Origin of the sequence: Prodigiosinella confusarubida (assembly GCF_002847015.1) — a bacterium.
GTDB classification, from domain to species: Bacteria; Pseudomonadota; Gammaproteobacteria; order Enterobacterales; family Enterobacteriaceae; genus Prodigiosinella; species Prodigiosinella aquatilis.
In genome coordinates, this window is record NZ_CP025085.1 from 619,489 (window position 1) to 646,197 (window position 26,709).

Below are 26,709 nucleotides of genomic sequence, written 5' to 3' on the forward strand. Positions count from 1 at the left end.
TAAAAATACCGGGGCCAGTAACCGGCCTTATGGTCTGGCGATATGGCCAGCCGACATGGAAACCGCACGGTCACACATGTAACCGATCACATCCGGGTCATGGCTCACCAGTACCATGGTCAGCGCATCCTGCTGTTTCAGATCGTTAAGCAGATTTAGAATCTCCGCCTGCACCGACATATCCAGTGCCGACGTTGGTTCATCCAGCAGTAGTATTCTGGGTTGTAGCAATAAGGCTCTGACTATCGCCACGCGCTGACGTTGCCCGCCCGAAAGCTGGTGCGGGTAGCGGTTCATCATGGCTGAATCCAGGCCAACATGGCGCAGTCCGGTTGCAATACGATCATCAATATCCTGTATTTTTAGTAACTTCAGTGGTTCGGATAAGGTTCGACGCAGCCGGTGTTTGGGGTGCAATGACGCATAAGGATCCTGAAATACCATCTGCACATCACGCCGCAAGCTGCCGGTAAAAGGGCGCCCGGGCTGAACCTGATGCCCTGCCAGTGTCATTTTACCCTGCCAGTGGGCGTTAAGACCGGCCAGTACCCACAGTAGTGACGATTTACCGCATCCGGAAGGTCCTACCAGACCAAAGCATTCACCGGGTTCTACCGTCAGACTGACATCATGTACCACGGTGCGTAGTTCATAGCCCTGTTTATGCGCGACACTAACAGCCTGCAAATCAATCATGCTCATTTGCCGCCGCCTCCAGCGCCACCCGATCCAGAGTCGGCAACGGTTGGCCGCGTACCGCTTTGCTGGGACGACAGGCCCACAACGTTCGGGTATAGGGATGCGTCGCTTCAGACAGTTTTTCTGCTGGCAGCGCATCCACCAATTGCCCCTTATACATCACCAGTACCCGTTCACACTGTTCGGATACCTGCTGTAAATCATGGCTTATCAACAGCAATCCCATTCTCCGTTCTTCCACCAGAGTACGGATCAGTGCCAGTACCTGATCACGCATGGCATGATCCAGTGCGGAAGTGGGTTCATCGGCGATCAACAATACGGGGTCGGCAATCAAGGCGATCGCCAGCATGACCCGTTGTCCCATGCCCCCCGATAGCTGATGAGGATAGCGCCGCATAAGCTGAATGGGTTGGGGAAGTCCTACGGAATGCAGTATATCGCTTACCTTTTCACGTCGCTGCCGACTATTCAGCGAGGTATGCAGGATTAACGGCTCTTCCACCTGCCAGCCGATGGTCCGGGCGGGGTTCAGCGCATATTTTGGGTCCTGCATCACCATGGCGATTTGTTGACCGCGTAACTGACTCCATTGCCGTTCGTTTAAATGGCTCAATTCCTGCCCTTTAAAGTGCAAGCGTTCAGCCTTGGTACGTAATGGTGCCGGGAGAAGCCCCATTAATGCGCGGGCGCTGAGCGATTTTCCAGAGCCGGATTCCCCCACCAGCGCAACCCGCTCCTGCCCTAGAGTGAAGGAGATATTTTTCACCAGCTCATTGCCATCAGGCAGCGTGATGGATAAATGCCGTGCGTCTATCAACGGGATGTCAGTTGTTGTCATTACGGGTATCCAGTCGGTCTCTCAGACCATCGCCAGTCAGGTTAAAGGCCAGACTGGCCAGTAAAATAGCCATGCCGGGCGCGGCAGCTACCCACCACTGATCAAAAATGACTTTTCCACCTTCAGCCACCATTGATCCCCATTCTGCGGTTGGCGGTGCGACTCCCATCCCCAGAAAGCCGAGTCCGGCGGCGGCAAGAATAATCCCGCCCAGGCTCAGGGCAGCACGTACCACAGCGCCGGGCATGCAGAGCGGCAGAATATGCCCAAACATTAAACGCAACCCGGTAATTCCCTGCATGCGAGCGGCGGCCAGATAATCACTGCGGCGTAACGCGAGAGTTTCTGCCCGTGATTGCCGGGCGAAAGGCGGCCAACTGGTTAGCGCCAGCGCCAGTGCGCCATTCATCAGCCCGGGACCCAGTACCGACACCAGCGCGAGAGCGATCACCAGATTGGGTAGCGACATGGCGATATCGGTAACGCGCATTAATATGCGCTCAGTCCAGCCGCCCACATAACCGGCAGTAATACCGATCAACATGCCAATCGGTATGGTAAGAATCAGGATCAGGATAACCAGCACCAGCGTTGGTCTGGCACCATAAATTACCCGCGATAACAGGTCGCGGCCAAAGCCATCGGTTCCCAGCCAGTGTTGCGCTGAAGGTGGCAGTAACCGTGCCGTTATGGTCTGCATGTTAGGATCAAACGGTGCCAGCCAGGGGGCCAAGAGGGCGGTCAACACCAGAATAGCCACCAGTGTTGTGCCCATCGCCAGTGTATTGATCCGCCTGACCGGTTTAGTGACAGATAAATGTTGTGTCATCGTGTTCTCGGATCGGTTAAATACGTCAACGCATCCGCCAGCGCGTTCAGTAAAATGAATAAAGTCCCAATCATCAATGTCGCACCCAGAATCGCGGGCGTATCCGCCGCGAACAGGGCATTGGTCAGATAGCGGCCGACGCCAGGCCAGGCAAACACCGTTTCCGTCAATACCGACCCCTCCAGCAGACTGGTATAGGCAATCACCAACACCGTAATCAATGTACCCCGTACATTAGGCAATACATGCCGGATCAATATGCGCCAGCGACCAGCGCCTTTTGCCCGCGCCAGCACCACATACTCTTTATTGCTTTCTTCCAGTAATGCCGCCCGCAACAAACGGGTAATACTCGCCATCGATAACAGGCCAAGCACCGCAACCGGTAACCACAGATGAGCGATGGCATTGCGGAACATGTCACTGTCGCCTGACAACCAGGCATCAACCAACACCAGCCCGGTATGCGGCTCCAGTGAATAAATCCAGATGTCATCCAGCCGGCCCGGCCCGGCTGACCAGTGAAGCACCGCATAAAACAGGAGTAATCCCAGTAATCCCAGCCAGAAAACCGGTACGGAAAAGCCCAGCAATGAAATCAATCGGACCAGATTATCAAGCACGCTCCCCGGTTTTAAGGCCGCCAGCAGTGCCAGTATGATCCCACCTGTTGCGCCGACCAAAATGGCGCAGGTCGCCAGCTCAAAGGTGGCCGGGAAGGTGCGTAGCAAATCACTGAAAACCGGCTGAGTGGTGATACGTGAAATCCCCATGTCACCCTGTGCGAGGTGCGCCAGGTAATGCCAGAATTGCATGATGACAGGCTGATCCAGCCCCAGACTGTGCCTGGCCTGATCGTAAGTGGATTCGCTGGCATGATCGCCCGCCAGTTGCAACACCGGATCGATCGGGGACAAGTGGGACAGGGTAAATGTGAACGCCAGTAACCCCAGCATGGTCACTATCAACGAGATAATGCCGGTCAGTAACCGGCTGGCACGCTGTTTAAACCATCGGATAAACCCGGCATAAACTGCATCTGATGCCATTACTTCGTAACCTGGTTGTAGTAAACCATGTCGGGGTTGATTCCCTGAATGTAGCCTTTCAGATTTGCACGCACGGCAATCAGATTTTTAGCCTGTAAACCAATCACATAAGGTGATGATTTCATGATTTCCCGCTGAAGTTTCTGATAGATTGCCACCCGTTTTTGCGGATCGCTTTCTGCCGTGGCAGCGATAGTTTGTCGGGTCAGTTCCGGGATCTGCCAGTTAGCGCGCCAGGCTAGTGTTTTACCGCCTTCCGGGCTGGAAGCAAAAGCAGCCGCGTTGGTGTTCGGGTCAAAATAATCCGCGCCCCAGGAGGTCATGGTCGCCTGGTAATCATGTGATTTTATTTTCGTTGAGACTTCTGAACTGATGCCGGGAATCAACTCGATTTTCACTCCACCTTTGGCAAAACTGGCCTGTAAGGCTTGCGCAATATCAATGTAAGGCGGCTGGTTACTCACAATCAGCGGGAAGCTGACATTTTTCAGACCGGCTTTGTCCAGAATTTCGCGGGCTTTCTGCGGGTTATATTGATAGGGCGTGTCATTGATAGCTCCAAGAAAGCCTTTCGGCAGAAAGGACTGATGAACCTGAAACTGTCCTTTCAGCAAACTATCGGCAATACCATGGTAATCAAACAGATACCTTGACGCTTCCCAGAGCGCCGGATTACCTGTTAATGCATTGGCCTTGGTATTGAACAATATGTAATAGACCGATGCCATGGGGATGGCGAGGGCTTTAACACCGGGTTTGTTTTTCAGCGCTGAAATCTGATCGGCACCCAGGTTACGGGCAATGTCTGCATCACCTTGTTCCAGCAGTAAACGGCGGGTTGCTGGCTCGGGAACGTTTTTAATCAGTATGTTTTGCAGTTTGGGCGCACCGGCCGGAGATCCCGGATTGGCTCGCAGCAACAGCACTTCATGGGGTATATATCTCGTAATCTGGAATGGGCCGCTGCCAGCGGAATGGCTACCCAGCCATTGGTGGCCGAAATCATTTTTTTCCTGATGCGCCAGCACGGTTTTTTCATCAACAATAGAGGCTACCGGTGCGGAGAGCAGACTGAGCACATAGGCCGGGCTGACATTGGCGGACCAGCTTATTTTAACTTGATTATCAGTAACTTTTTTTAAAAAACCCTCAACATTCTGCGGATCCCAACCCAGCTGCGCCAGAATAAAAGAGGGTGCCAGATTGAGCTTGATCACCCGTGCCAGCGAAAAAACCACATCTTCCGGCCGTACCGGATTTCCGCTGGAAAACGTGGCACCTTTACGCAGGGTAAAAGTCAGGCTGCGGTTATCACTGCCGGCCTGCCAACTTTCTGCCAGCGTGGGCTTCAGGTCGGTTGGATTGGTGGGATCTGACTGCACCAGACGCTGATAAAGGTTGGTAAACGCCTGAACGGTGGTCAGTTCAAAGCCCTGGGCAGGGTCGAAGCTGCTGGCATCATCAATGGACTGGGCGATAACCAGTGTATCTTTGGGTGTGGCGGCCTGAGCTGAGAATCCAAACGCAACAGCCAGTACAAGCGATGTGAGAGTGAATGATTTCATAATTTACTCTGTGTTATTGAATTCTGGTGATTTTACGGTAGGTCGTAGATATAAAATAGTCTAATAAAAACTATACTTATACCTTTTAATAATAACGACCGCAGCATCAGATTGGTTATTTTATCGGCACGGCTTCGGTAGCCATACTGCCATACCATTGGCTACTCTCTGTTCCGTTCTATCACGCCGCAGTAATTACTGTAAAAAACGAATATGTTATTACTCTTTGAATTTTTTATTAAATAGGGCTAATGAATGCAGCGTTTATCTCCTGGCACCCTGGTTCCGTGCCGGAACCAGGCATAAACTAACAATAGAGCGTTATCCGCGGGGGCATCACAATGGCATTCGAATGTGTTCTCAATGCCTGGCAGACCCATGAAAAGGAACTGCTGGGTTTTCTATACCGCCATCTTGGGGAGCATTCGTTAGCCGAAGATTTGCTTCAGGATGTCTTCATCAAAGCGATGAAGCAGGGAAGCCATTTTTGTTCGCTGGATAACCCCAGAGCCTGGCTTTTCCGGGTAGCCCGCACGACACTGATTGACTGTACGCGGCTAGCCAAACCCAATGTGGTACTGACTGAAGATTTGCCAGTGTCGGACGCACAAGAGCGTGATGCCATTGACGAGTTGGATATCTGCATCAGCCGCAATCTTCCGCATCTCCCCACGGAAGATAGATTTATCCTCGAAGCCTGTCATCTCCATGGCCTGACGGTTTCCGCCTTTGCTGAGCGGGAGGGACTTTCGCTCCCGGCGGCCAAATCGCGGCTGCTACGCGCTCGCCAGCGATTACGCGATGCGTTGGTCCAACATTGTCAGGTGCAATTCGACGAGCAGGGCAGAGTGTGCTGCCATATCCCTAAAAAAACAGAAAAATAGACAGCATCCTTTTGCCGATTCGTTCGTCTTCTTGATTAGAGACCTGTGGTGATGCCACAGGATGAATCAATTAAGGAGTTGTACGATGTCAGAACCCATGTTGCGGTGGTCACAGCGTAGCCCGCGCGTGTTTCTTATGGTAATGGTTGTTGTCTGGTATGGGTTGTATCAGATGCTGGCACCATTGGCGGAGGCACTGGTTGCCCAGCTGCCGGTGACGACCGATAGCCATCTTGGCGGCGCATTGCAATTCTTCTTTTATGACACGCCCAAAGTGCTGTTGTTGTTGACGGGTATTGTATTCGTGATGGGCATGATCAACAGCTATTTCACGCCTGAACGTACTCGCGCCATACTGGCAGGACGACATGAGGGGATCGCCAATGTGATGGCGGCCAGCCTGGGGATTGTGACGCCATTCTGTTCATGCTCTGCCGTCCCGCTGTTTATCGGTTTTGTTCAGGCTGGCGTCCCGCTTGGCGTCACGTTCTCATTCCTGATTGCCGCACCGATGGTCAACGAAGTGGCGTTAACATTGCTGTTCGGTCTGTTCGGTTGGGAAATCGCCTTGCTTTACCTCGGACTGGGACTTGCTGTCGCTATCGTTGCCGGCTGGTGTATCGGCCATTTGAAGATGGAGGCATACCTGGAAGACTGGGTGCGCGAGATGCCCAAAATGACAGCGCAATATAGCGGACAGAAGATGAGCTTATCCGAGCGTATTGCTGTTGGCATGCAAAGCGTGCGTGAGATTGTCGGCAAGGTCTGGCCTTATATTCTGGTCGGTATCGCCATTGGCGCGGGTATTCACGGTTATGTGCCGGAAGATTTTATGGCTTCGGTCATGGGTAAAGAGGCGTGGTGGTCGGTGCCACTGGCCGTTTTGATTGGTGTACCCATGTACACCAATGCCGCTGGTGTGATCCCCATCGTACAGGCTCTCCTGACCAAAGGTGCCGCGCTCGGTACGGTGCTGGCCTTCATGATGAGTGTGATTGCGCTATCACTGCCGGAAATGGTGATTTTGCGCAAAGTGCTGAAGGTGCGCCTGATCATCACATTTATCGCTATTGTGGCCAGCGGCATTCTGCTGGTTGGTTATATTTTCAATTGGGTTCTGTAAGGAGTCATCATGAAAGATATCAAAGTATTGGGAACAGGGTGTGCCAACTGTAAAAATACTATTGCGTTAATCGAAGAGATCGCCAAAGCGCAGGGTGTTGATATTACGCTGGAAAAGGTCGAGGCAATTCAGGATATTATGAGTTATGGCATTATGAGTACGCCGGGTGTGGTCATTGATGGTGAGGTGGTCCATGCTGGTGGCGTTCCGAGCCGTGACGCCATTAAGAAATGGCTGATGTTTTGACACCTTGCGGCCATATAAATAAGCCATGCTTCAGATTGCTGATAAACCTATGTGCGGCGTCTTTACAATCTCTATTATACCGCTATATGCACGTTGTCATCAGGCTCAGCGGCCCGTATCTGGCCGCTGTTGACCTTGTTTCATGCCGGCTTACCGCTTGTGCCGCATTGTTGTGACCGCAAAACACCATAAACGCTGCCGAGTACCGCACCCCAGATCAAATGCAGTATCAAGGTCATAATGGGTGCCATCATGCCCAACCTCATGGCAAAAAGCCCGGCGCCGATCATTGGCATGGGGATAACCATCATGAGTAACCAGGCCAGTATGGAGAATGATAATCCTTTACGTAATGGAGTGCTGCCGGGTAATACTGAATACAAGGATACAAACAACAGTCCCCATAACACCGTGCCAATCATAAAATGCATAATCCAGCCAATGATCGGGTTGGCCGGTAACCCGACATTCATATACCCCATTTGGGTCAACATCGTGATCACGTTCAGTTCCGGCATTATACCCATTGAACTTTTTAACACCATCAGTATGGATAGCACGACGGTTGCCAAAAAACCGGCAATCATGGCAGAAAGATATTTATTCATCACAATCCTCTTTAGACTCAGTCATCCAGATATTCCTGGATCATCAACCGACCCCGATGAATGCGGCTTTTTACCGCTTCTCGTGTCAGTAACAATTGTTCCGCAATCTCTCCGATAGGCAGCTCTTCTACATCACGCAGTAAAATCACCACCCGATATTTTTCCGGTAGCGAATGGATGGCGGCCGCCAAATCCAGACGTAGTTCAGGATGGCCGTAGCAGGCGAAAACCGGGTGGTCTTCATGTGGCAACGGTTCAGTGTGTTTCTTACTGCGAATCAACCGTGCGCACTCCCGCTGGATAATGGCAAAAATCCATCCGGGAAAAGCGGTGACAGTACGTAAGGTGCCGATACGCCGCCAGACAAGCCATAACGACTCTTGAAGCGCATCGTCCGCATCCCCGTCTGCACACTGCGTTTTGGCCATCCGCCTCATGGTCGGCTGCCAGTGTGTGAGGAGTTGCTCCAGGGCTTTTAAATCACCTTGCTGAGCCGCTTCAATTAATTCCGGGCGTTGTATCATCTAGCCGCCTCCTGTTGAGTAGGGTGTTTTTAAGTACTCCTGTATTAAAGAGGCCTATAGATGACAAAAGGATTCAAAAAATTCAAAATTTTAGAAAAAAAATATAAATAACCGCCAGATTCTGTTTTCATACAACCTGATGAAGGTGTTGGCGAATATAGAACAGCCTACTTAAGTGTAGTTGTTGCGGGAGAAACAGCACCCTTATCCAGGCCAAGTCTTGCTGGAAGTCGTCGTGCTTTTTCACGTGAATAGATTCAGTGTTTGCGGCCATCATCAGTACACTTTCGGTTCATTGGCCGGGAAACGATTGAACTACCTCTGCAACAAAGCGTGGATACAAAAACCACTGGCTCTCAGCGAAAGGGAAATGCCGCAAGTGGAACAAAAAATCCCGCATAACAATCAGCTATGCGGGATGCGTGGAAGTGAGTGGACGCTTACAGACTGGTCGTTACTTTCTGGCGATCGTGGATTAATTCCAGCCAGCCCTCAACCGTTTTGCTTTGCCAAGGAGCCCATCCAATATCGAGTCTCTGATATGGGCTGGAAAACCAACTCACGCCAACCCGGTAACCATTCATGTAGACATCCAGGGCGGCCATTACCACTCTTCCTTCCATACTGGGTCTGAACCGGATGGATCTTTATTACTTCTCGGTTTGATATCCAGTTCTAAATTCAAGGCCGCCAGTATCTTGAAAAAAGTTTCCAGCTTGGTTGAATCTGGATGCTGTTCGAAATTTGACACAGTGTCTTGCCGAATTCCCACTTTGCTGGCCACTTTGCCTTGAGACAACTTCTGGGTCACCCTGGCATCTTTTAGGTAGGCACTGAGTTGCCGAGTATTTGTCACTTTCATGTTGGACCTACCGATTTGGGCTGTTAGAAACATAATCACACGCTATAACCGTTAATTATTTTCTACCTGCTATGGGCGGTAATTTATGATTTACCTGTTATAGCGGGTAAAGAATAACTGCCGCCTTATTAGTGTGAAAATGAGCAAAGCGAATTCGTACCAGCAGGGATATAATGGAAATTATTGGGACCTGTGATGGGATAAATTTGCTTAATCAACAATAGGTATATTTTTGCTCAATGAGTGGGCGAAACCAGCGTATTACAGAGAGATTGGGCTAAATGAATAACAAGGGGTTATGTGATAAACGGAGAGTGTTATGTATCAGCTGAGGATTTACAAAGTTAATCTTGAAAAGCGTGAGGCGTTTCACGATAGGTTTAAAAATCATGCTATGCGTATTATGAAAAAATATGCGTTTAGTATTGTTGCAATGTGGGAAACCGTTACTGAATCCGATATGGAGTTTATCTATATTCTGGATTGGCCTAATGTTGAGACGATGGAACATCAATGGAAAGCATTTCTTGCAGATCAAGAGTGGATAGATATTAAGAAAAAGATGGATCTTGATATTGGAGAACCAGTTATTCAAGCAACGGGTCGTGTTCTAACCCCTATTGAATATTCACCTCTATCCACAATACAGGTGCCATAGTGCCAGGCACCAGGTTACCGTTTTTCTCCAATATGCTCCGAAAAGTTATCCTCGGAGCACATACGGAGCAAGAACCGACAAAACCCTTCAAATTACTTCCCACCCAATAAAACAAAATTATTTTAAAATCATAATGTTGTTTTGATTGGGTCTGATGCGTTTTACTATTCTACTTGCCGATACAGAAGCTGGAAAAAATTCTGCCTAGCAGGTCATCAGAGGTAAATTCCCCGGTAATTTCGCTTAGTGCCTGTTGAGCCAGTCGCAATTCTTCCGCCAGCAGTTCCCCTGCGTAAGCACTCACTAGTTGTTCTTTACCTTCCTGTAGATGTTGGGTTGCCAGTTCCAGTGCTTGCAAATGACGGCGACGGGCCAGGAATCCGCCCTCGGTATTGCTGGTAAAGCCCATGCTCTGTTTGAGATGCTCACGTAAGGTATCAATACCTTCACCGGTACGTGCCGAAAGGCGAATAAGTGAGTGAGTATTCACATCCTCGATACCTAATGGTTCTCCGGTGATATCCGCCTTGTTCCGAACTACTGTGATCGGTAGCGTGGTGGGTAAGCGGGCCATAAATTCCGGCCAGATAGCGGCGGGCTCTACTGCGTCGGTGGTGGTGCCGTCCACCATAAACAACACCCGGTCTGCCTGTTCAATTTCCTGCCAGGCACGCTCAATACCGATACGTTCTACCTCGTCGCTGGACTCGCGTAACCCGGCGGTGTCAATGATATGCAGTGGCATACCGTCGATGTGAATATGCTCACGTAGTACATCGCGGGTGGTGCCGGCGATAGCTGTGACAATCGCAGCCTCTCGTCCGGCCAGCGCGTTTAGCAGGCTGGATTTACCGGCGTTGGGTCGCCCGGCAATGACCACCTTCATTCCTTCACGCAGCAGACTTCCCTGATGCGCTTCAACCCGTACCGCGTCCAGATCGGCCATGACGCCGTTAAGCTGCGCTTCTATTTTTCCATCGGAAAGGAAATCAATCTCTTCATCGGGGAAATCAATGGCGGCTTCCACGTAAATGCGCAACTGTGTCAGAGCTTCGACCAATTGGTGGATACGGGCAGAAAATGCACCCTGTAATGAATTGAGTGCCGAACGAGCGGCTTGTTCTGAGCTGGCATCGATCAGATCGGCGATAGCCTCAGCCTGGGCCAGATCCAGTTTGTCATTCAGAAAGGCGCGTTCTGAGAATTCACCGGGGCGGGCGATACGTACACCGGGTAGCATCAGAATCCGTTTTAATAGCAAATCGAGAATAACCGGGCCGCCGTGTCCCTGCAGTTCCAGCACGTCTTCACCGGTGAAAGAGTGTGGGCCGGGGAACCAGATGGCAATGCCCTGATCGAGCACGTTGCCAGCAGCGTCATTGAAGGGCAGATAGTCGGCATAACGTGGTTTGGGTAATTTACCCAGCATTGCTTGTGCTATGGTCGCCGCCGCCGAGCCTGAAACACGCAGAATACCCACCCCCCCGCGTCCCGGTGGCGTGGCTTGGGCGACGATGGTGTCGGAGTGACTCATGGTTTTCTCTCTAAAAAATAAGGCGGTCATTGACCGCCTTACAGTATGGATTGGGTGTCAATCAACCGTGATTATTTTTTCTTCTCACGGCTGTGTAAACCCCGCTTTTCCAGCCCACGGTAAATCAGTTGCTGTTGAGCAATGGTCACCAGGTTGCTGACGATATAGTACAGCACCAGACCTGACGGGAACCACAGGAAGAAGACGGTAAAGATAACCGGCATGTAGGTCATTATCTTCTGCTGCATCGGGTCGGTAACGGTGGTCGGCGACATCTTCTGAATGAAGAACATCGTCAGCCCCATCAGGACCGGTAGCACGTAGTATGGGTCTTGCGCCGAAAGATCGTGGATCCACAGAGCGAATGGTGCATGACGCAGTTCCACTGATCCCATCAGCATGTAATACAGCGCCAGGAAGATAGGCATCTGGATGACCAGCGGGAAGCAACCACCCAACGGGTTCACTTTCTCCGCCTTGTACAGCGCCATCATTTCCTGACTCATGCGCTGTTTGTCGTCACCGATACGCTCACGCATGGCCGCCAGTTTCGGCTGCAGCATGCGCATTTTCGCCATAGAGGTGTACTGCGCGCGGGTTAGCGGATACATGATGCCGCGAACGATAAAGGTGATAGCGATAATGGAGAAGCCCCAGTTACCGATAAAACCGTGCAGGAATTTCAGCAGTTTGAACAGTGGCTGAGAAATGAACCATAACCAGCCGTAATCCACGGTCAAATCCAGATGGGGAGCAATCGCCGCCATTTTGTCCTGAATTTCCGGGCCGACCCACAACGTTGAGCTTAGTACCTGCTGACTGCCTGGTTGCACGATCACCGGAGCGGCTTTAAAGCCGATAGCGGCCAGACCATTACCCAGATTGGCGGTGTAGAAGGTGTTGTTACCTGTGGTCGACGGAACCCAGGCGGTTGCAAAGTATTGCTGCAACATGGCTACCCAGCCGCCCGGCGTGGTGACGTTCAGGTTGTCCTTCATGTCGCTGAAGCTGTACTTGCGGTACTTGTCTTCGTTGGAAGAGAATGCGGCGCCACGGTAGGTATGCAGGGCGAAATTATGGCTACCAGTGGCACGGTCTGACGGCAGGTCAATCGACTGCTTCAACTGGCCGAACAACGTCAGTTCCAGTGGTTTGGCACTGCTGTTGTTAACGTTATACTCAACTTTCAGCGCGTAATCACCACGCTTCAGCACGAACGTTTTGGTGTAACTGACACCATTGGCATCGGTATAAGTTAACGGAATACGAATTTCGTTCTGCCCGTTTGCCAGCTCGAAATGATCCTGCGTCGTGCTATACAGTGGACGCTCGCCATTAGCCGGGTTGTCCGGACCGTTTCTACCGGTTAAACCACTTTGAGCCTGATAAACAAAGGTTGGTGTGGTTTCCAGTAATCTGAACGGCTGTTGTGAACCCAGTTTCGCCGAGTAAGACAGCAGGTCGGCCTGTTCAATATCACCGCCACGCGTATTGATGGTCAGTGACAGCACGTCGGTCTGTACTGTAATCAGTTTACCCTGACTGCTGGCTGGTACGCCCTGGTTAGCAGTATCACCCACGGTGCTATTCGTCGTCTGTTGTGTGGTCTGAGCGTTGGCCGGCGGATTTTTATCCGTTTCCCAAGCCTGCCAGATCATGAACGTTACGAATAGCAGAGCGATGACAAAAAGATTGCGTTGCGAATCCATCGTTAATGTTCTCTGTTATTGTCGGGTTTTGGCGGTACGGGATCATCACCACCAGGGTTCAAAGGGTGGCATTTTAATACGCGTTTCAGCGTCAACCAACTGCCTTTTATCATGCCGAACCGACGTATTGCCTCTATACCATAGTGGGAACACGTCGGCCGGAAACGGCAATGTGGTCCAAGTAACGGACTAATAACGAGTTGATACCCGCGTATCAACCCGATTAGCAGGCGTGAGCCAAACGACAGTGCCGACGCCATAATTTTTCCAATGCTTCCGTTAGCATACAGTTATCAAGCTCAGACACCCCTTTTTTCGCTATTACCACGAAATCCATAGCGGGTAATTCGTGTTGATGCAAACGAAAACTCTCGCGCGTCAGACGTTTAATCCGATTGCGTTCATGTGCCCGTTTGACATGTTTTTTAGCGACGGTAAGACCGACACGGGGATGCCCCAGCGTGTTCAGGCGGCCGAGGATAGTGATTTGCGGCGTGCCAGCCCGTTGTGGCTGCTGGAAGACAAAAGTGAAATGGCTGGGAGTTAACAAACGTAACTCCCTGGGAAAAGCGAGCTTAACCACTCGGTGGGTTAGCTTTTATTACTTAGAAACAGTCAGACGAGTACGGCCTTTCGCACGACGGCGGGCCAGAACCTGACGACCATTTTTGGTGGCCATACGAGCACGGAAACCATGGCTACGGTTACGCTTCAGTACGGACGGTTGGAAAGTGCGTTTCATGGCGATTTCTACCTAAACTTGATTAAAACTTCACAGTAAACGCGTTTGGCTACTCGGCGTGAAAATGACCGACGCCTCTATATCCGGCATCTTTCAAGTTGTCGATGCGTTGGCTGCTCTTGCTCACTCAGTCACTTACTGATGTAAGCTTCTGTGGATTCGCATGGTTGCCGCCTGGCTGCAACTCGAAATCTATTGGATATATCGCATATAATAAAGAGGCGGGATTGTAATAAGTGTACAGTCCCGAGTCAATTAACATCCACGTTTTACTCATCTGTTGTTCCCGCTTTTCGGGATCTCCTGCCTGACTACACAGAAAACAGATGCTAACGTGCAGGGCGGGAATTATACGGACTCTGTGATAAAGAGCAAGGATCGAACTATGATCCTGTCGCTGAGATCATGATCACCTACCGATCTCTAAGATTGCGGTTATTCTTATACTCTACTGACGCCACTCGTGTACGGTATGAATAACAAATTGCGCACAACGATCCTCTGGATGAATCGTGGTAGCTTGTTATAAGAATAGCCTGTGGATAAAAAGGACTGAAACTGTGCAGAAGGGGAAGATCTCTGTCTAGGTTTAGGTTATGATCCGCCGTCCCGCTAGCGATCCTCGGTTGGGATCGTCACGGTAAGCCGCATCTATAACGCGGTGCATACTGGCTCTTTTACGCGGGGGCTAGTGCTAAAAATCATGAGTTACATAATTAACGATTCTGTTTCTTTTCTTTTTGATTAATCTTGTTCGAGTGGAGTCCGCCGTGTCACTTTCGCTTTGGCAGCAGTGTCTTGCCCGTTTGCAGGATGAGTTACCTGCCACAGAATTCAGCATGTGGATACGCCCATTGCAGGCGGAACTGAGTGACAACACTCTGGCGCTTTATGCACCCAACCGTTTTGTGCTGGATTGGGTACGTGATAAATATTTAAACAACATTAATGGGCTATTGACTGATTTCTGTGGCATTGATGCGCCGTTGCTGCGTTTTGAGGTGGGTAGCAAGTCTGTTATGCCGGTTTCTGTATCGGCAGGAAACCACATTGCCGCCGCTGCACCAGTAGCGCCAGTGCGAGTCACTTCTCCTGTGCGTCCGAGTTGGGATACGCCCCGCACACAGACAGAACATACTTACCGTTCCAATGTGAATCCCAAGCATACTTTCGATAATTTCGTTGAGGGTAAGTCCAACCAACTGGCACGTGCGGCTGCGCGGCAGGTGGCTGATAATCCGGGTGGCGCTTATAATCCGCTGTTTCTTTACGGTGGAACCGGACTGGGTAAAACCCATCTACTGCATGCGGTGGGTAACGGTATCGTCACCCGTAAACCCAATGCCAAAGTGGTTTACATGCATTCTGAACGCTTTGTGCAGGATATGGTAAAAGCGTTGCAGAACAATGCGATTGAAGAGTTTAAGCGCTATTACCGTTCTGTTGATGCGCTGCTTATTGATGATATTCAGTTTTTTGCCAATAAAGAACGTTCGCAAGAAGAGTTCTTTCATACTTTCAATGCCTTGCTGGAAGGCAACCAGCAGATTATTTTGACATCCGATCGTTACCCTAAAGAGATTAATGGGGTGGAAGATCGACTTAAGTCGCGATTTGGCTGGGGGTTGACGGTTGCTATCGAGCCACCAGAACTGGAAACCCGCGTGGCGATCCTGATGAAAAAAGCGGATGAAAATGATATCCGTCTGCCGGGTGAAGTCGCTTTCTTTATCGCCAAGCGGTTGCGTTCCAATGTTCGTGAGTTGGAAGGGGCGCTGAATCGTGTGATTGCCAACGCCAATTTTACCGGTCGTTCCATTACTATTGATTTTGTGCGGGAAGCACTGCGTGATTTGCTGGCGTTGCAGGAGAAACTGGTCACCATCGATAATATTCAGAAGACGGTGGCGGAATACTATAAGATTAAAGTCGCTGACTTATTGTCCAAGCGACGCTCCCGATCAGTTGCTCGTCCGCGTCAAATGGCGATGGCACTGGCCAAGGAGCTGACCAACCACAGCCTGCCGGAAATCGGTGACGCATTTGGTGGTCGAGATCATACCACGGTGTTGCACGCCTGCCGTAAAATTGGGCAGTTACGTGAAGAAAGTCACGACATCAAAGAAGATTTTTCCAATTTAATCAGAACATTATCTTCATAACATCATGAAATTTATCGTTGAACGTGAGCATCTGTTAAAACCATTGCAACAGGTCAGCAGTCCCCTCGGGGGTCGGCCGACGTTGCCGATCCTGGGTAATCTGCTGTTGCAGGTGAGTGAAGGAATGCTGTCATTGACCGGCACTGATCTTGAAATGGAGATGGTGGCGCGTGTTGCGCTGGCCCAGCCGCATGAACCGGGCGCAACCACTGTGCCGGCGCGCAAGCTGTTTGATATCTGCCGGGGTCTGCCGGAAGGTGCCGAGATTGCCATCGCACTGGAAGGTGATCGGATGTTGGTGCGTTCTGGTCGTAGCCGTTTTTCATTATCTACTTTACCGGCGACGGATTTTCCCAATCTGGACGACTGGCAGAGTGATGTGGAATTTTCTCTGCCGCAGGCCACGCTCAAGCGGCTGATTGAGTCCACCCAGTTTTCAATGGCACATCAGGACGTGCGCTATTACCTCAACGGTATGTTGTTTGAAACCGAAGGCGAGGAATTGCGTACTGTCGCGACTGATGGACACCGTCTGGCGGTGTGTGCCATGCCTGTAGGGCAATCTTTGCCATCACATTCGGTGATCGTGCCGCGTAAAGGCGTGATGGAGTTGGTGCGTTTGCTGGATGGCGGGGACACGCCGTTACAGTTGCAGATTGGTACTAATAATATCCGTGCCCATGTGGGGGATTTTATTTTCACTTCCAAGCTGGTGGATGGCCGTTTCCCTGATTATCGGCGTGTATTGCCGAAGAACCCTGACAAAACGCTGGACGCCAGTTGCGATTTGCTCAAGCAGGCTTTCTCCCGAGCAGCTATTCTCTCTAATGAGAAGTTTCGCGGTGTGCGTCTGTACCTGAATCATAACCAGTTGAAAATCACGGCTAATAACCCTGAGCAGGAAGAAGCCGAAGAGATCCTGGACGTGCAGTATGACGGCACGGAAATGGAAATTGGCTTTAATGTCAGTTATGTACTGGATGTGCTTAACGCACTGAAATGTGAAGGGGTTCGTCTGTTGCTGACGGATTCTGTTTCCAGCGTGCAAATCGAAGATAGCGCCAGTCAGGCGGCGGCCTATGTGGTGATGCCGATGCGTCTGTAGTGGCATATGCTGGTCAATGGGAAATTGTACCGCTGCTGTTTTAGCGTGCGCCGCACTGAATTATCAGGTGCGGCGTGTTGTTTCTGAAACGTGGGTGATCTGTGTTCGGCAAATCGGCTAAATGGTAGTGAAATGGCTTTGACCCGTCTTCTTATCCGCGACTTTCGCAATATTGAATCTGCCGATCTGGCGTTGGTTCCCGGTTTCAATTTTTTGGTCGGGGCCAATGGCAGTGGAAAAACCAGTGTGCTGGAAGCGATTTATACACTGGGTCATGGCCGGGCGTTTCGCAGTATTCAGGCCGCCCGGGTGATCCGTCATGATCAGCCGGAGTTTGTACTGCATGGCCGTGTCGAGAGTGGCGCGTTTGAGCGCTCGGTTGGGTTGAGCAAGAACCGTCTGGGGGACAGTACCGTCCGCATTGATGGTAGTGACGGCCACAAGGTGGCAGAACTGGCGCAGTTGCTGCCTATTCAGTTGATTACGCCGGAAGGATTTACGCTGCTGAACGGCGGGCCTAAATTTCGCCGGGCCTTTCTGGACTGGGGTTGTTTTCATAATGAACCCGCTTTTCTCACGGTCTGGAGCAACGTGAAGCGGTTGTTACGTCAACGTAATGCTGCGTTACGTCAGGTGAGTCATTATGGACAATTAAAAGCGTGGGATCAGGAGCTTGTGCCGTTGACGGCACGTCTTAGCCAGTGGCGGGCCGAGTACAGCACGGCCATCGTAGAAGACATCACTGCCACTTGTGGCCAGTTTTTACCCGAATTTCCCCTCACCTTTTCGTTCCTGCGTGGCTGGGATAAAGAAAGCGATTATGCCGAGCTGCTGGAACGGCAGTTTGAGCGTGATCGGCAGTTAGGTTATACCGCGTTGGGGCCGCATAAAGCGGATTTCCGTATTCGCGCTGGTGGTGTTGCAGTAGAGGATATGCTGTCGCGTGGCCAGCTTAAATTGCTGATGTGTGCCTTGAGACTGGCACAGGGTGAATTCCTCACCCGGCAGAACGGGCTGAAGTGCCTGTATCTGATTGATGATTTTGCTTCTGAATTGGATAGTACCCGCCGCCGTTTGTTGGCTGAACGGTTGAAAGCCACCCAGGCGCAGGTATTTGTCAGCGCGGTTAGTGCTGAGCAGATCGGCGACATGGTGGGTGAAAAGGGCAAGATGTTCCGCGTGGAACAGGGTAAAATAACTGTTCAATCACAGGACTAATATGAGCGAGAAACGTTGATGTCGAATTCTTATGACTCCTCAAGTATCAAGGTATTAAAAGGGCTGGATGCGGTACGTAAACGCCCGGGTATGTATATCGGTGATACAGATGATGGTACCGGTCTACATCACATGGTATTCGAGGTGGTGGACAACGCTATCGACGAAGCACTCGCTGGCTACTGTAAAGATATTGTTGTGACGATTCATACCGACAATTCGGTGTCGGTGCAGGATGATGGCCGCGGTATTCCTACCGGTATTCATAAAGAAGAAGGCGTGTCTGCTGTTGAAGTCATCATGACGGTGTTACATGCTGGCGGAAAATTTGATGATAACTCTTATAAAGTATCCGGCGGTCTGCACGGTGTGGGGGTTTCTGTCGTCAATGCCTTGTCGGAAAAGCTGGAACTGGTAATTTGCCGCGAAGGTAAAGTTCATGAGCAAACGTATCGTCATGGCGTGGCGCAAGCGCCGCTAAAAGTGGTGGGCGATACGGAGAAAACCGGTACGGCTCTGCGTTTCTGGCCAAGCTATGAAACGTTTACCAATCAGATTGAATTCCAGTTTGATATTCTTGCCAAGCGTCTGCGTGAGTTGTCATTCCTGAATTCCGGTGTTTCCATCCGTTTGTTTGATGAGCGTGAAGAAGGCAAGTCCGAGCATTTCCATTACGAAGGCGGTATCAAAGCGTTTGTGGATTACCTCAACCGTAACAAGACACCGATTCATCCAACCGTGTTCTACTTCTCTACGATGAAAGATGGAATCGGTGTTGAAGTCGCGTTGCAGTGGAACGATGGCTTCCAGGAAAATATTTACTGTTTTACCAATAATATTCCACAGCGTGATGGTGGTACGCATCTGGCCGGTTTCCGTGCCGCAATGACGCGTACTCTCAACACTTATATGGATAAAGAAGGTTATAGCAAAAAGGCCAAAATCAGCGCCACTGGCGATGATGCCCGCGAAGGTCTGATTGCTGTTGTCTCGGTCAAGGTTCCCGATCCTAAATTTTCTTCCCAGACCAAAGACAAGCTGGTTTCATCAGAAGTCAAAACCGCCGTTGAATCGTTGGTGAATGAGAAGCTGGTGGACTATCTGATGGAAAATCCGTCGGATGCCAAAATCGTGGTAGGCAAAATTATTGATGCCGCCCGTGCTCGTGAAGCCGCACGTAAAGCGCGTGATATGACCCGTCGTAAAGGGGCGCTGGATTTGGCTGGTTTGCCGGGTAAGTTGGCAGACTGTCAGGAACGCGACCCGGCGTTGTCTGAACTTTACCTGGTGGAAGGGGACTCGGCGGGAGGCTCAGCCAAGCAGGGCCGTAACCGTAAGAATCAGGCCATTTTGCCACTGAAAGGGAAAATCCTGAACGTCGAAAAGGCCCGCTTTGACAAGATGCTGTCTTCGCAAGAAGTTGCAACGCTGATTACCGCACTGGGCTGTGGTATCGGCCGTGATGAGTACAACCCGGACAAACTGCGTTATCACAGCATCATCATCATGACCGATGCGGATGTGGATGGTTCTCACATTCGTACACTGCTGTTGACGTTCTTCTATCGTCAGATGCCGGAAATTGTTGAACGTGGGCATGTGTTTATCGCACAGCCGCCGTTGTATAAAGTAAAAAAAGGCAAGCAGGAACAATACATCAAAGATGATGAGGCGATGGACCAGTACCAGATCGCTTTGGCGCTGGATGGTGCCACCCTGCACGCTAACGCCCATGCGCCAGCGTTGGCGGGTGAGCCGCTGGAAAAACTGGTGACCGAACATTATAGCGTACAGAAACTGATTGGTCGCATGGAGCGTCGTTATCCACGGGCACTACTGAATGCTTTGATTTATCAGCCGCAACTGAAAGAAGAGATGCTGGATGATCGTGAACAGGTGCAGCAGTGGATGGCCGCGCTGGTTAGCCATCTGAATGAAAACGAGCAGCACGGCAGTGCGTACAGTGTGGTGATTCGTGATTCTCAGGAACGGCATGAGCCGGTGCTGCGGGTGCGAACGCATGGCATGGATACTGATTATGCGCTGGATTTTGCGTTTATTCATGGTAATGAGTACCGTAAAATCAATCAGTTAGGTGAAAAATTACGCGGCCTGATTGAAGAAGATGCTTATATAGAACGCGGTGAACGCCGTCAGCCTGCCATCAGTTTTGAGCTGGCGCTGGAGTGGCTGGTGAAAGAGTCTCGCCGTGGTTTGGCTATTCAGCGTTATAAAGGGCTGGGCGAGATGAACCCGGATCAGTTGTGGGAAACCACCATGGACCCGACCAGTCGCCGCATGCTACGCGTTACGGTGAAAGACGCTATTGCCGCTGATGAACTGTTTACTACGCTGATGGGTGATGCTGTAGAACCGCGTCGGGCCTTTATCGAAGAGAATGCCCTGAAAGCGGCAAATATTGATATCTGATATCGCTTTCCATATTAATTCCCCGTCAGAGGGAATTAATATGCATACCATTACCCTATTTTGCTCTGGACACCGGCTTACGCAGGTGTCCTTTATTTTTGTTCATAACGCGGTCAGCGACCGCTGTTTAGCACTGTGCAGCTCCTGCATCAGCGTCATGATGGCGGTGATGATCATAAAAATTACCGCTGACCAGAAAATCGCATGCGGATGTCCCTGATCCAGCAACCAGCCAAAGACGACCGGGCCACCCGCTCCCCCGATATTAAATCCCGTAGTGACAATCCCGAAGACTCTGCCTTCCGCGCCAGCCGGTGAAGCCGCGCGTACCAGCATATCCCGCGAAGGGGCAATCATCCCGGACAAAAATCCAGCGACACCCAGTAGCGGAATCAATACGGTAGCCGGTAGCGAATAGGTTGCCACAATCGCCACCAGACAGGCGGTAATTGCCAGAGCGCCGGTTGCCACCAGACCGTGGTGTTGCGTTTTATCCGCCAGTGAGCCGCCGGCCAGTACGCCAAAAGCGCTGGCAAACAGGAACGCGGTCAATGCCATATTCGCCTTGGATAATGGCAAACCATAACCAGTGACAAGCGCCGTTACTGAGAAGTTCTGAATGGAGTTGGTGCTCAAATTAAGCAGCATGAACAGCAGCAGCAGTGTCATGATGGGTAAAGTAAACACCCTGATGCAGGATGACTTGGTTTCAACTCGTTTAGCGACAGTACGCACCGGTGTCTCATGCTCGGTTAGCAACAAGGGAATAGTCGCCAGACTCAGTAAACCGGCGGTAATAAATGCACTTTCGATACCGGTGAGTGATGCCATCGCCAGGAGTACGCCGGGTGCTACCGCTGTCCCTAAAAATCCAGAGAAGGTATGAATGGAAAATGCTCTTCCCATCCGGGTTTCATCAATGCCGCGGGACAATAAGGCATAGTCCGATGGGTGATAAACTGCATTGGCTACGCCAGCCAGCGCCATAGCTGCCAGCATCCAGGTATAACTGGTGAAAAAACCGAGAGATAAAAAACACAGGCTACCCAGAGTCAATCCGGCAATCAACGTGCGGCGGGCACCGATGCGGTCTACCACAAAGCCGGTGGGGGTTTGTACGCAAGCCGAAACCACATTGAACACACCCAATGCAAAACCAATTTCCACGAAGCTGATACCGCGTTGTGTCGAAATCAATGGCATCAACGCCGGGAGCACCATCATATGAAAATGACTAACCCAATGCGCAGATGATATCTGTGCCAGTAACGGTATTTTCGGTAATTTCATCGTATTTTATGTATCCGCTGATAATCGGGTGAACCGGTGAGAGACGGCCGCTATCCCAAGGTCGATGAGCAATATAGCCTAGCATATCGTTCGAATAATGAGATCCCTGTCTTTCGATGAAATGATGCTTATAGATAGGGTAGTTAGAGGATGCTCACGGTGATCCGAATCCCTCGCACCAGCAAGGGATTCAGAACGATCTGTCAGATTCAGGTGAGTTTGAATACCAGTACAGTTTGCGCCAGATGTTTGGCTTGATCCTCCAGCGAAGCTGCTGCTGCCGTCGCTTCCTGCACCAGAGCGGCGTTTTGCTGAGTGACACCATCCATTTCATGTACTGCCTGTGTGACCTGGCTGATACCGCGTGATTGTTCGTCGGAAGCGGAGACAATTTCTTCCATAATATCTTTTACCGACGTCACGGCGTGCAGCATTTCCTGCATGGTAGCGCCTGCGTTTTGAACCAGCGCGACGCCACTCTCTACGCGAGTGGCCGATTCAGCGATCAGCGCCGTGATATCTTTCACTGCATCACCACTCCGCTGGGCCAGATTGCGTACTTCGTTGGCCACAACCGCAAACCCTCTGCCTTGTTCACCCGCCCTGGCAGCTTCCACCGCAGCGTTCAGCGCCAGAATGTTGGTCTGAAAGGCAATTCCGCTGATAATGCTGGTAATTTCGGCTATTTTCTTCGAGCTGTTGTCAATTTCACCCATAATATTAACGACCTGGCCGACGATAGAGTCGCCTTTTTGCGCGATTTGCGTGGCGTTCTGAGTCAACTGTGTAGCGTTGTGCGCATTGTCGGCATTCTGTTTCACGGTCGCCGTGATTTGTTCCATGCTGGCGGCCGTTTCTTCCAACGCGGCGGCTTGCTGTTCAGTGCGAGAAGCCAGATCGGTATTGCCAGCGGTGATTTCTGATGCTCCATGACTGACCGATTCACTGGTGGACATCAGTTGTTCCACAACCGACTTCAATTGTTGCTGCATGACCGATAATGCGTAGAAAATGCTGTTCTCATCTTTGGGTTTTAGCGGAATGTGGCGGGTAAGGTCGCCTTGCGCCACAGCCAGTGCGATGTCAGCGGCTTCCATCGGCTCTCCGCCCACTGGACGCAGAACTTTGCGGGTGAAAATAAAACCTACCACGGCGGAGACGATGATAATACTTATCAATGTCAGCAGGATGGCGATATTACGCTGTCGCTCCGATTTTGCCATTACGACATCAACCGGAACCGAGAGACCGAGCATCCATGGTGTGCCGGTATTACCGATAGTAATGGGAACATAAAAATTCATTACGTTGGTGTTCAGGAAGGGGCTGACTTTCTCCTCTTGATACTCTTTACCGCTCTGGATGCTGGCTAGTAAATTTGGGTCATCCTCTACTTTTTTCGTAATAAGTTTTTTATCTGGATGCGAGATGTAAGCACCCGAAGAGGAGAGTAACTGAGCATAACCAGCCCCTTGATAGGGTTTGATGCTGTTAGTCAGTTTCTGCAATGTGTCGAGAGAAAAATCGGCGGTGACAGAGCCGTAGAACTTATTGTTGACGATAATCGGGACTGCAATTGATGTCAGCAGTACATCGACACCGTTGTAAGGATAACTATAGGGTTCCAGAATGACTTCTTTTTGCAGCTTGCGCGGTAACAGATAGTAGTCGCCGCTCCCGGGGGTTTCGTAGTCAGTCAGGTTGTGCAGCGCGATATTGCCTGCGGTGTCACGGTCAACATAGCGGACAAAGCGACCTTTGGGATCCTGTTCAGGCTGCCCGGCATACTGACTATCTTTACCGTCGAAGGCATCCGGTTCCCAGGCCAGTGACATGGACAGGAAATCGGGGTGACTTTTTAGCGCGTTTTTCAGCAGGGTTTCTGCTGTTTTACGGTCTGGGTTCCCCGCTTCCTGCAAGCTAATCATGCTTTGTACCAAATCACGGGCAGCGAAGAGGGCGACATTTAATTTGTTCTGAATCAAATAGGTGTTGGCGTATGTTGTTTGTTCCAGATATTGCCGAGCGAGCTTCTTTTCCTGTTGACTGGATTGCCAGATCAGTAATCCGATGGTGATGATAAAACCTAGTGCAATGGTAGAGATAGCGGCGATGAGAACCAGTGCCCGAGTACTGAGCTTTTTGTTATGGGAAGGCGTCTGAGGTAAAGAACGAGATGATGCAGAATAGGAAACCAATTCATTGGACATTTGATAATTCCCCCTGATAGACAGGTATTAAATATTTAATAAAATCAGTAAATTGGGTTTTCCTTGTGGTTTTTGATTTTTCCGTAAAGTGATATAAATCACAATAAAAACATCGGCGTTACGTGATGTTTCTTTAATGTATTTCTCATTTTATCTGACGGTTATTTCTCTGGCCTCACCGTATAGAGGCGCGTTAGCATATCAATAGTTAACTTGGTATCGGGAAGGCTATGGCTATTAAACTGATTGCAATTGATATGGATGGAACATTACTGACGCCACAAAATCTGATATCGCCCGTGGTGAAAGACGCGATAACAGCGGCGAGAAATAAAGGCGTCTATGTTGTTCTGGCGACGGGCAGACCTTTTATCGGTGTGAAACGTTATCTGATGGAGCTGGATTTGCAGCAGGAGGATCATTATTGCGTGACCAATAACGGGGCGTTGGTACAGCGCACGCTTAATGGTGACTGTATCGCGCAAACGACGCTCAGCTTTGCCGATTATCTCTATTTTGAGTCGATGTCCCGCGAACTGAAGGTACATTTCCATGCGTTGGATTTTAACTACGTATATACCACCAATAAAGATATCAGCGCTTACACCGTTTATGAATCTCATCTTACCGGTATGCCGCTGAAGTACCGGGCGCTAGAGGAGATGGATCGCAGTCTGCGATTCCCGAAAGTGATGATGATCGATGAACCGACGCTGCTGGACCGGGCAATCAAGCAAATTCCACCGCAAGCTCTGGAGCGTTACACCATCATGAAAAGTGCGGAATACTATCTGGAAATTCTGGATAAACGCGTCAATAAAGGTGAAGGGGTGAAAATGCTGGCTGAACACCTGAACCTGGATCGTGCGGAGGTGATGGCGTTGGGTGATCAGGAAAACGATCTGGCGATGATTGAATATGCCGGGCTGGGCGTGGCGATGGGGAATGCTATCGGCAAAGTGAAAGAGGTCAGCCAGTTTGTGACCAGAAGCAATGCGGAAGATGGCGTCGCTCACGCCATTGAGAAATTCGTACTGAATAGGTAACCCGCCAGTAGCGGTGGATTACCTTGGATAATCAGTCGTTGAAGAATATCTGTTTGATGGCGAGTTCGATGCCACGAACTTCCGCCAACCCTTTTAAACGCCCGATGGCGGAATAACCAGGATTGGTCTTTTTTTTCAGGTCATCCAGCATCTGGTGGCCGTGATCGGGACGAATCGGAATCGATCGGGTGTTGCCTGCCTGGCGGCGGCGGTGTTCTTCAGCCAGAATGGCTTTCACCACATTGACCATATCCACATCGCCGTTAAGGTGCGCGGCTTCGTGGAAACTTTTTGGGTTCTCTTCCCGGCAGGTGGATCGCAGATGGGTAAAATGGATGCGATCGGCAAAGGTTTCGATCATGGTGACCAGATCATTATCGGCACGGACGCCATAAGAACCGGTGCACATGGTAAAGCCATTGTTGATGCTGTCCACGGTCTTTTTCAACCACTGCATGTCTTCAAAAGTGGAAACGATACGCGGTAGACCGAGAATAGGACGCGGTGGATCGTCTGGGTGAACTGCCAGTACGACGCCAGCTTCTTCCGCTACCGGAACGATGGCCCGCAGGAATTCCGCCATGTGCTCACGCAATTTGATTTTATCGATGTGGTCATATCGTGCTAACTGAGCGCGGAACTGATCCAGGGTATAGCCCTCTTCGGCACCGGGCAGACCTGCAATGATATTGCGGGTTAACTTATCAATGTCGGCCTGGGTCATGGCAGCGAAGTAATCCGCGGCCTGCTGTTGTTCCTGTTCGGTATAAGTCTGTTGCGCGCCGTGCCGCTTGAGGATATGTAACTCAAACGCGGCAAACGCGGTGTAATCAAAACGCAATGCCCTGGAGCCATCTGGCATCGGATATTCCAGATCGGTACGCGTCCAATCCAGCACGGGCATGAAGTTGTAGCATACGGTATCAATGCCACAGACACCGAGATTACGCAGTGACTGCTGGTAGTTGGCAATATACTGGCGGTAGTGACCGGTCTGGGTTTTGATATCTTCGTGAACCGGCACGCTTTCCACGACTGACCAGGTCAATCCTTTCTCTGCCAGAATCGCCTGACGTTTTTTTATCTCTTCCACGCTCCAGACTTCCCCGTTGGGAATATGGTGAAGTGCGGTTACGATGCCTGTGGCTCCAGCCTGACGGGCATCATCCAGCGATACGGGATCGCTGGGGCCGTACCAGCGCCATGTATGTTCCATACTGTTACTCCTTACTGAATTGAGGGATGTCATCGCTGTGGTTACGTCCCTCAGATGCGCTTTAAACCGGCAATGACGGTCGTCGCCATTCCGGTGATGATAAGAGGGATGCAAGGTCTGGTGGTCAGGCCACCAGACCTAATAACTATTTCACGACAG

General features: G+C 50.7%; 26 protein-coding genes. 9 read left to right on the forward strand and 17 right to left on the reverse strand.

Annotation, left to right across the window (positions count from 1 at the left end; all coding sequences use genetic code 11):
• Positions 1–27: 27 nt before the first annotated feature.
• Genes CWC46_RS02850 through CWC46_RS02870 form a run of 5 tightly spaced genes read right to left on the reverse strand, consistent with a single transcriptional unit; the run spans position 28 to position 4,983 of the window.
• Positions 28–696, reverse strand: coding sequence for an ABC transporter ATP-binding protein (locus CWC46_RS02850; RefSeq protein WP_037380972.1), 669 nt, complete (start codon positions 694–696; stop codon positions 28–30).
• Positions 689–1,540: an ABC transporter ATP-binding protein gene (locus CWC46_RS02855; RefSeq protein ID WP_021013704.1), complete on the reverse strand. Its 852-nt coding sequence runs from the start codon at positions 1,538–1,540 to the stop codon at positions 689–691. The genes CWC46_RS02850 and CWC46_RS02855 overlap by 8 nt, the downstream gene beginning before the upstream one ends.
• Positions 1,527–2,369: an ABC transporter permease gene (locus CWC46_RS02860; RefSeq protein WP_021013703.1), complete on the reverse strand. Its 843-nt coding sequence runs from the start codon at positions 2,367–2,369 to the stop codon at positions 1,527–1,529. Before CWC46_RS02860 ends, CWC46_RS02855 begins: the two co-directional genes overlap by 14 nt.
• Complete coding sequence (locus CWC46_RS02865) at positions 2,366–3,418, reverse strand: ABC transporter permease (protein ID WP_021013702.1); 1,053 nt, start codon at positions 3,416–3,418, stop codon at positions 2,366–2,368. Before CWC46_RS02865 ends, CWC46_RS02860 begins: the two co-directional genes overlap by 4 nt.
• Complete coding sequence (locus tag CWC46_RS02870; protein WP_021013701.1) at positions 3,418–4,983, reverse strand: ABC transporter substrate-binding protein; 1,566 nt, start codon at positions 4,981–4,983, stop codon at positions 3,418–3,420. The genes CWC46_RS02865 and CWC46_RS02870 overlap by 1 nt, the downstream gene beginning before the upstream one ends.
• A gap of 341 nt (positions 4,984–5,324) precedes the next feature.
• Between CWC46_RS02870 and CWC46_RS02875 the strand changes: the two genes are divergently transcribed.
• The 3 genes from CWC46_RS02875 to CWC46_RS02885 all read left to right on the forward strand — a co-directional run bounded on the left by CWC46_RS02875 (position 5,325) and on the right by CWC46_RS02885 (position 7,236).
• Entirely contained in the window at positions 5,325–5,867 is a 543-nt protein-coding gene (locus CWC46_RS02875) for a sigma-70 family RNA polymerase sigma factor (protein ID WP_021013700.1), read from the forward strand.
• Positions 5,868–5,952: 85 nt separating this feature from the next.
• On the forward strand, positions 5,953–6,990 hold the full coding sequence (locus CWC46_RS02880; protein WP_021013699.1) for a permease: 1,038 nt from the start codon (positions 5,953–5,955) through the stop codon (positions 6,988–6,990).
• A 9-nt stretch (positions 6,991–6,999) separates the two neighbouring features.
• Complete coding sequence (locus tag CWC46_RS02885) at positions 7,000–7,236, forward strand: thioredoxin family protein (protein ID WP_021013698.1); 237 nt, start codon at positions 7,000–7,002, stop codon at positions 7,234–7,236.
• Between the two features lie 140 nt (positions 7,237–7,376).
• On the opposite strand, the gene CWC46_RS02890 is transcribed toward CWC46_RS02885, so the two are convergent.
• The 4 genes from CWC46_RS02890 to CWC46_RS02900 all read right to left on the reverse strand — a co-directional run bounded on the left by CWC46_RS02890 (position 7,377) and on the right by CWC46_RS02900 (position 9,230).
• The gene (locus tag CWC46_RS02890) at positions 7,377–7,844 is read right to left on the reverse strand and encodes a DUF6789 family protein (RefSeq protein ID WP_021013697.1); all 468 of its coding nucleotides are present in this window, start codon (positions 7,842–7,844) and stop codon (positions 7,377–7,379) included.
• A gap of 17 nt (positions 7,845–7,861) precedes the next feature.
• The gene (locus tag CWC46_RS02895) at positions 7,862–8,368 is read right to left on the reverse strand and encodes an RNA polymerase sigma factor (protein ID WP_021013696.1); all 507 of its coding nucleotides are present in this window, start codon (positions 8,366–8,368) and stop codon (positions 7,862–7,864) included.
• A gap of 440 nt (positions 8,369–8,808) precedes the next feature.
• Complete coding sequence (locus CWC46_RS22775) at positions 8,809–8,973, reverse strand: hypothetical protein (protein ID WP_021013695.1); 165 nt, start codon at positions 8,971–8,973, stop codon at positions 8,809–8,811.
• On the reverse strand, positions 8,973–9,230 hold the full coding sequence (locus CWC46_RS02900) for a helix-turn-helix domain-containing protein (protein ID WP_021013694.1): 258 nt from the start codon (positions 9,228–9,230) through the stop codon (positions 8,973–8,975). Before CWC46_RS02900 ends, CWC46_RS22775 begins: the two co-directional genes overlap by 1 nt.
• A 319-nt stretch (positions 9,231–9,549) precedes the next feature.
• Here CWC46_RS02900 and CWC46_RS02905 point away from each other — a divergent pair, with 319 nt between their 5' ends.
• Positions 9,550–9,888: an NIPSNAP family protein gene (locus CWC46_RS02905; protein ID WP_021013693.1), complete on the forward strand. Its 339-nt coding sequence runs from the start codon at positions 9,550–9,552 to the stop codon at positions 9,886–9,888.
• 169 nt (positions 9,889–10,057) lie between these two features.
• Here CWC46_RS02905 and mnmE read toward each other — a convergent pair whose 3' ends face one another.
• From mnmE to rpmH, 5 genes are all read right to left on the reverse strand, one after another.
• On the reverse strand, positions 10,058–11,422 hold the full coding sequence (mnmE, locus tag CWC46_RS02910) for a tRNA uridine-5-carboxymethylaminomethyl(34) synthesis GTPase MnmE (RefSeq protein ID WP_037380969.1): 1,365 nt from the start codon (positions 11,420–11,422) through the stop codon (positions 10,058–10,060).
• 71 nt (positions 11,423–11,493) lie between these two features.
• The gene (gene yidC / locus CWC46_RS02915; protein WP_021013691.1) at positions 11,494–13,131 is read right to left on the reverse strand and encodes a membrane protein insertase YidC; all 1,638 of its coding nucleotides are present in this window, start codon (positions 13,129–13,131) and stop codon (positions 11,494–11,496) included.
• A gap of 2 nt (positions 13,132–13,133) precedes the next feature.
• Entirely contained in the window at positions 13,134–13,391 is a 258-nt protein-coding gene (gene yidD / locus CWC46_RS02920) for a membrane protein insertion efficiency factor YidD (RefSeq protein ID WP_021013690.1), read from the reverse strand.
• The gene (gene rnpA, locus CWC46_RS02925; protein ID WP_071790837.1) at positions 13,355–13,714 is read right to left on the reverse strand and encodes a ribonuclease P protein component; all 360 of its coding nucleotides are present in this window, start codon (positions 13,712–13,714) and stop codon (positions 13,355–13,357) included. Before rnpA ends, yidD begins: the two co-directional genes overlap by 37 nt.
• Before the next feature lie 18 nt (positions 13,715–13,732).
• Positions 13,733–13,873: a 50S ribosomal protein L34 gene (gene rpmH, locus CWC46_RS02930; RefSeq protein ID WP_004093983.1), complete on the reverse strand. Its 141-nt coding sequence runs from the start codon at positions 13,871–13,873 to the stop codon at positions 13,733–13,735.
• Between the two features lie 770 nt (positions 13,874–14,643).
• Here rpmH and dnaA point away from each other — a divergent pair.
• From dnaA to gyrB, 4 genes are all read left to right on the forward strand, one after another.
• A complete protein-coding gene (gene dnaA / locus CWC46_RS02935) occupies positions 14,644–16,035 on the forward strand; it encodes a chromosomal replication initiator protein DnaA (protein ID WP_021013688.1) in 1,392 nt (463 codons plus the stop codon).
• 4 nt (positions 16,036–16,039) lie between these two features.
• On the forward strand, positions 16,040–17,140 hold the full coding sequence (gene dnaN / locus CWC46_RS02940) for a DNA polymerase III subunit beta (protein ID WP_021013687.1): 1,101 nt from the start codon (positions 16,040–16,042) through the stop codon (positions 17,138–17,140).
• Between the two features lie 132 nt (positions 17,141–17,272).
• A complete protein-coding gene (gene recF, locus CWC46_RS02945) occupies positions 17,273–18,358 on the forward strand; it encodes a DNA replication/repair protein RecF (RefSeq protein WP_021013686.1) in 1,086 nt (361 codons plus the stop codon).
• Between the two features lie 18 nt (positions 18,359–18,376).
• Entirely contained in the window at positions 18,377–20,788 is a 2,412-nt protein-coding gene (gyrB, locus tag CWC46_RS02950) for a DNA topoisomerase (ATP-hydrolyzing) subunit B (protein ID WP_021013685.1), read from the forward strand.
• Between the two features lie 102 nt (positions 20,789–20,890).
• Here gyrB and CWC46_RS02955 read toward each other — a convergent pair whose 3' ends face one another.
• Both CWC46_RS02955 and CWC46_RS02960 read right to left on the reverse strand, forming a co-directional pair.
• Positions 20,891–22,078: an MFS transporter gene (locus tag CWC46_RS02955; protein WP_021013684.1), complete on the reverse strand. Its 1,188-nt coding sequence runs from the start codon at positions 22,076–22,078 to the stop codon at positions 20,891–20,893.
• Positions 22,079–22,287: 209 nt separating this feature from the next.
• Entirely contained in the window at positions 22,288–24,288 is a 2,001-nt protein-coding gene (locus tag CWC46_RS02960; RefSeq protein ID WP_021013683.1) for a methyl-accepting chemotaxis protein, read from the reverse strand.
• 230 nt (positions 24,289–24,518) lie between these two features.
• Between CWC46_RS02960 and yidA the strand changes: the two genes are divergently transcribed.
• Complete coding sequence (gene yidA / locus CWC46_RS02965; protein ID WP_021013682.1) at positions 24,519–25,334, forward strand: sugar-phosphatase; 816 nt, start codon at positions 24,519–24,521, stop codon at positions 25,332–25,334.
• A gap of 31 nt (positions 25,335–25,365) precedes the next feature.
• On the opposite strand, the gene uxuA is transcribed toward yidA, so the two are convergent.
• The gene (gene uxuA / locus CWC46_RS02970; protein WP_021013681.1) at positions 25,366–26,550 is read right to left on the reverse strand and encodes a mannonate dehydratase; all 1,185 of its coding nucleotides are present in this window, start codon (positions 26,548–26,550) and stop codon (positions 25,366–25,368) included.
• Positions 26,551–26,709: the final 159 nt, after the last annotated feature.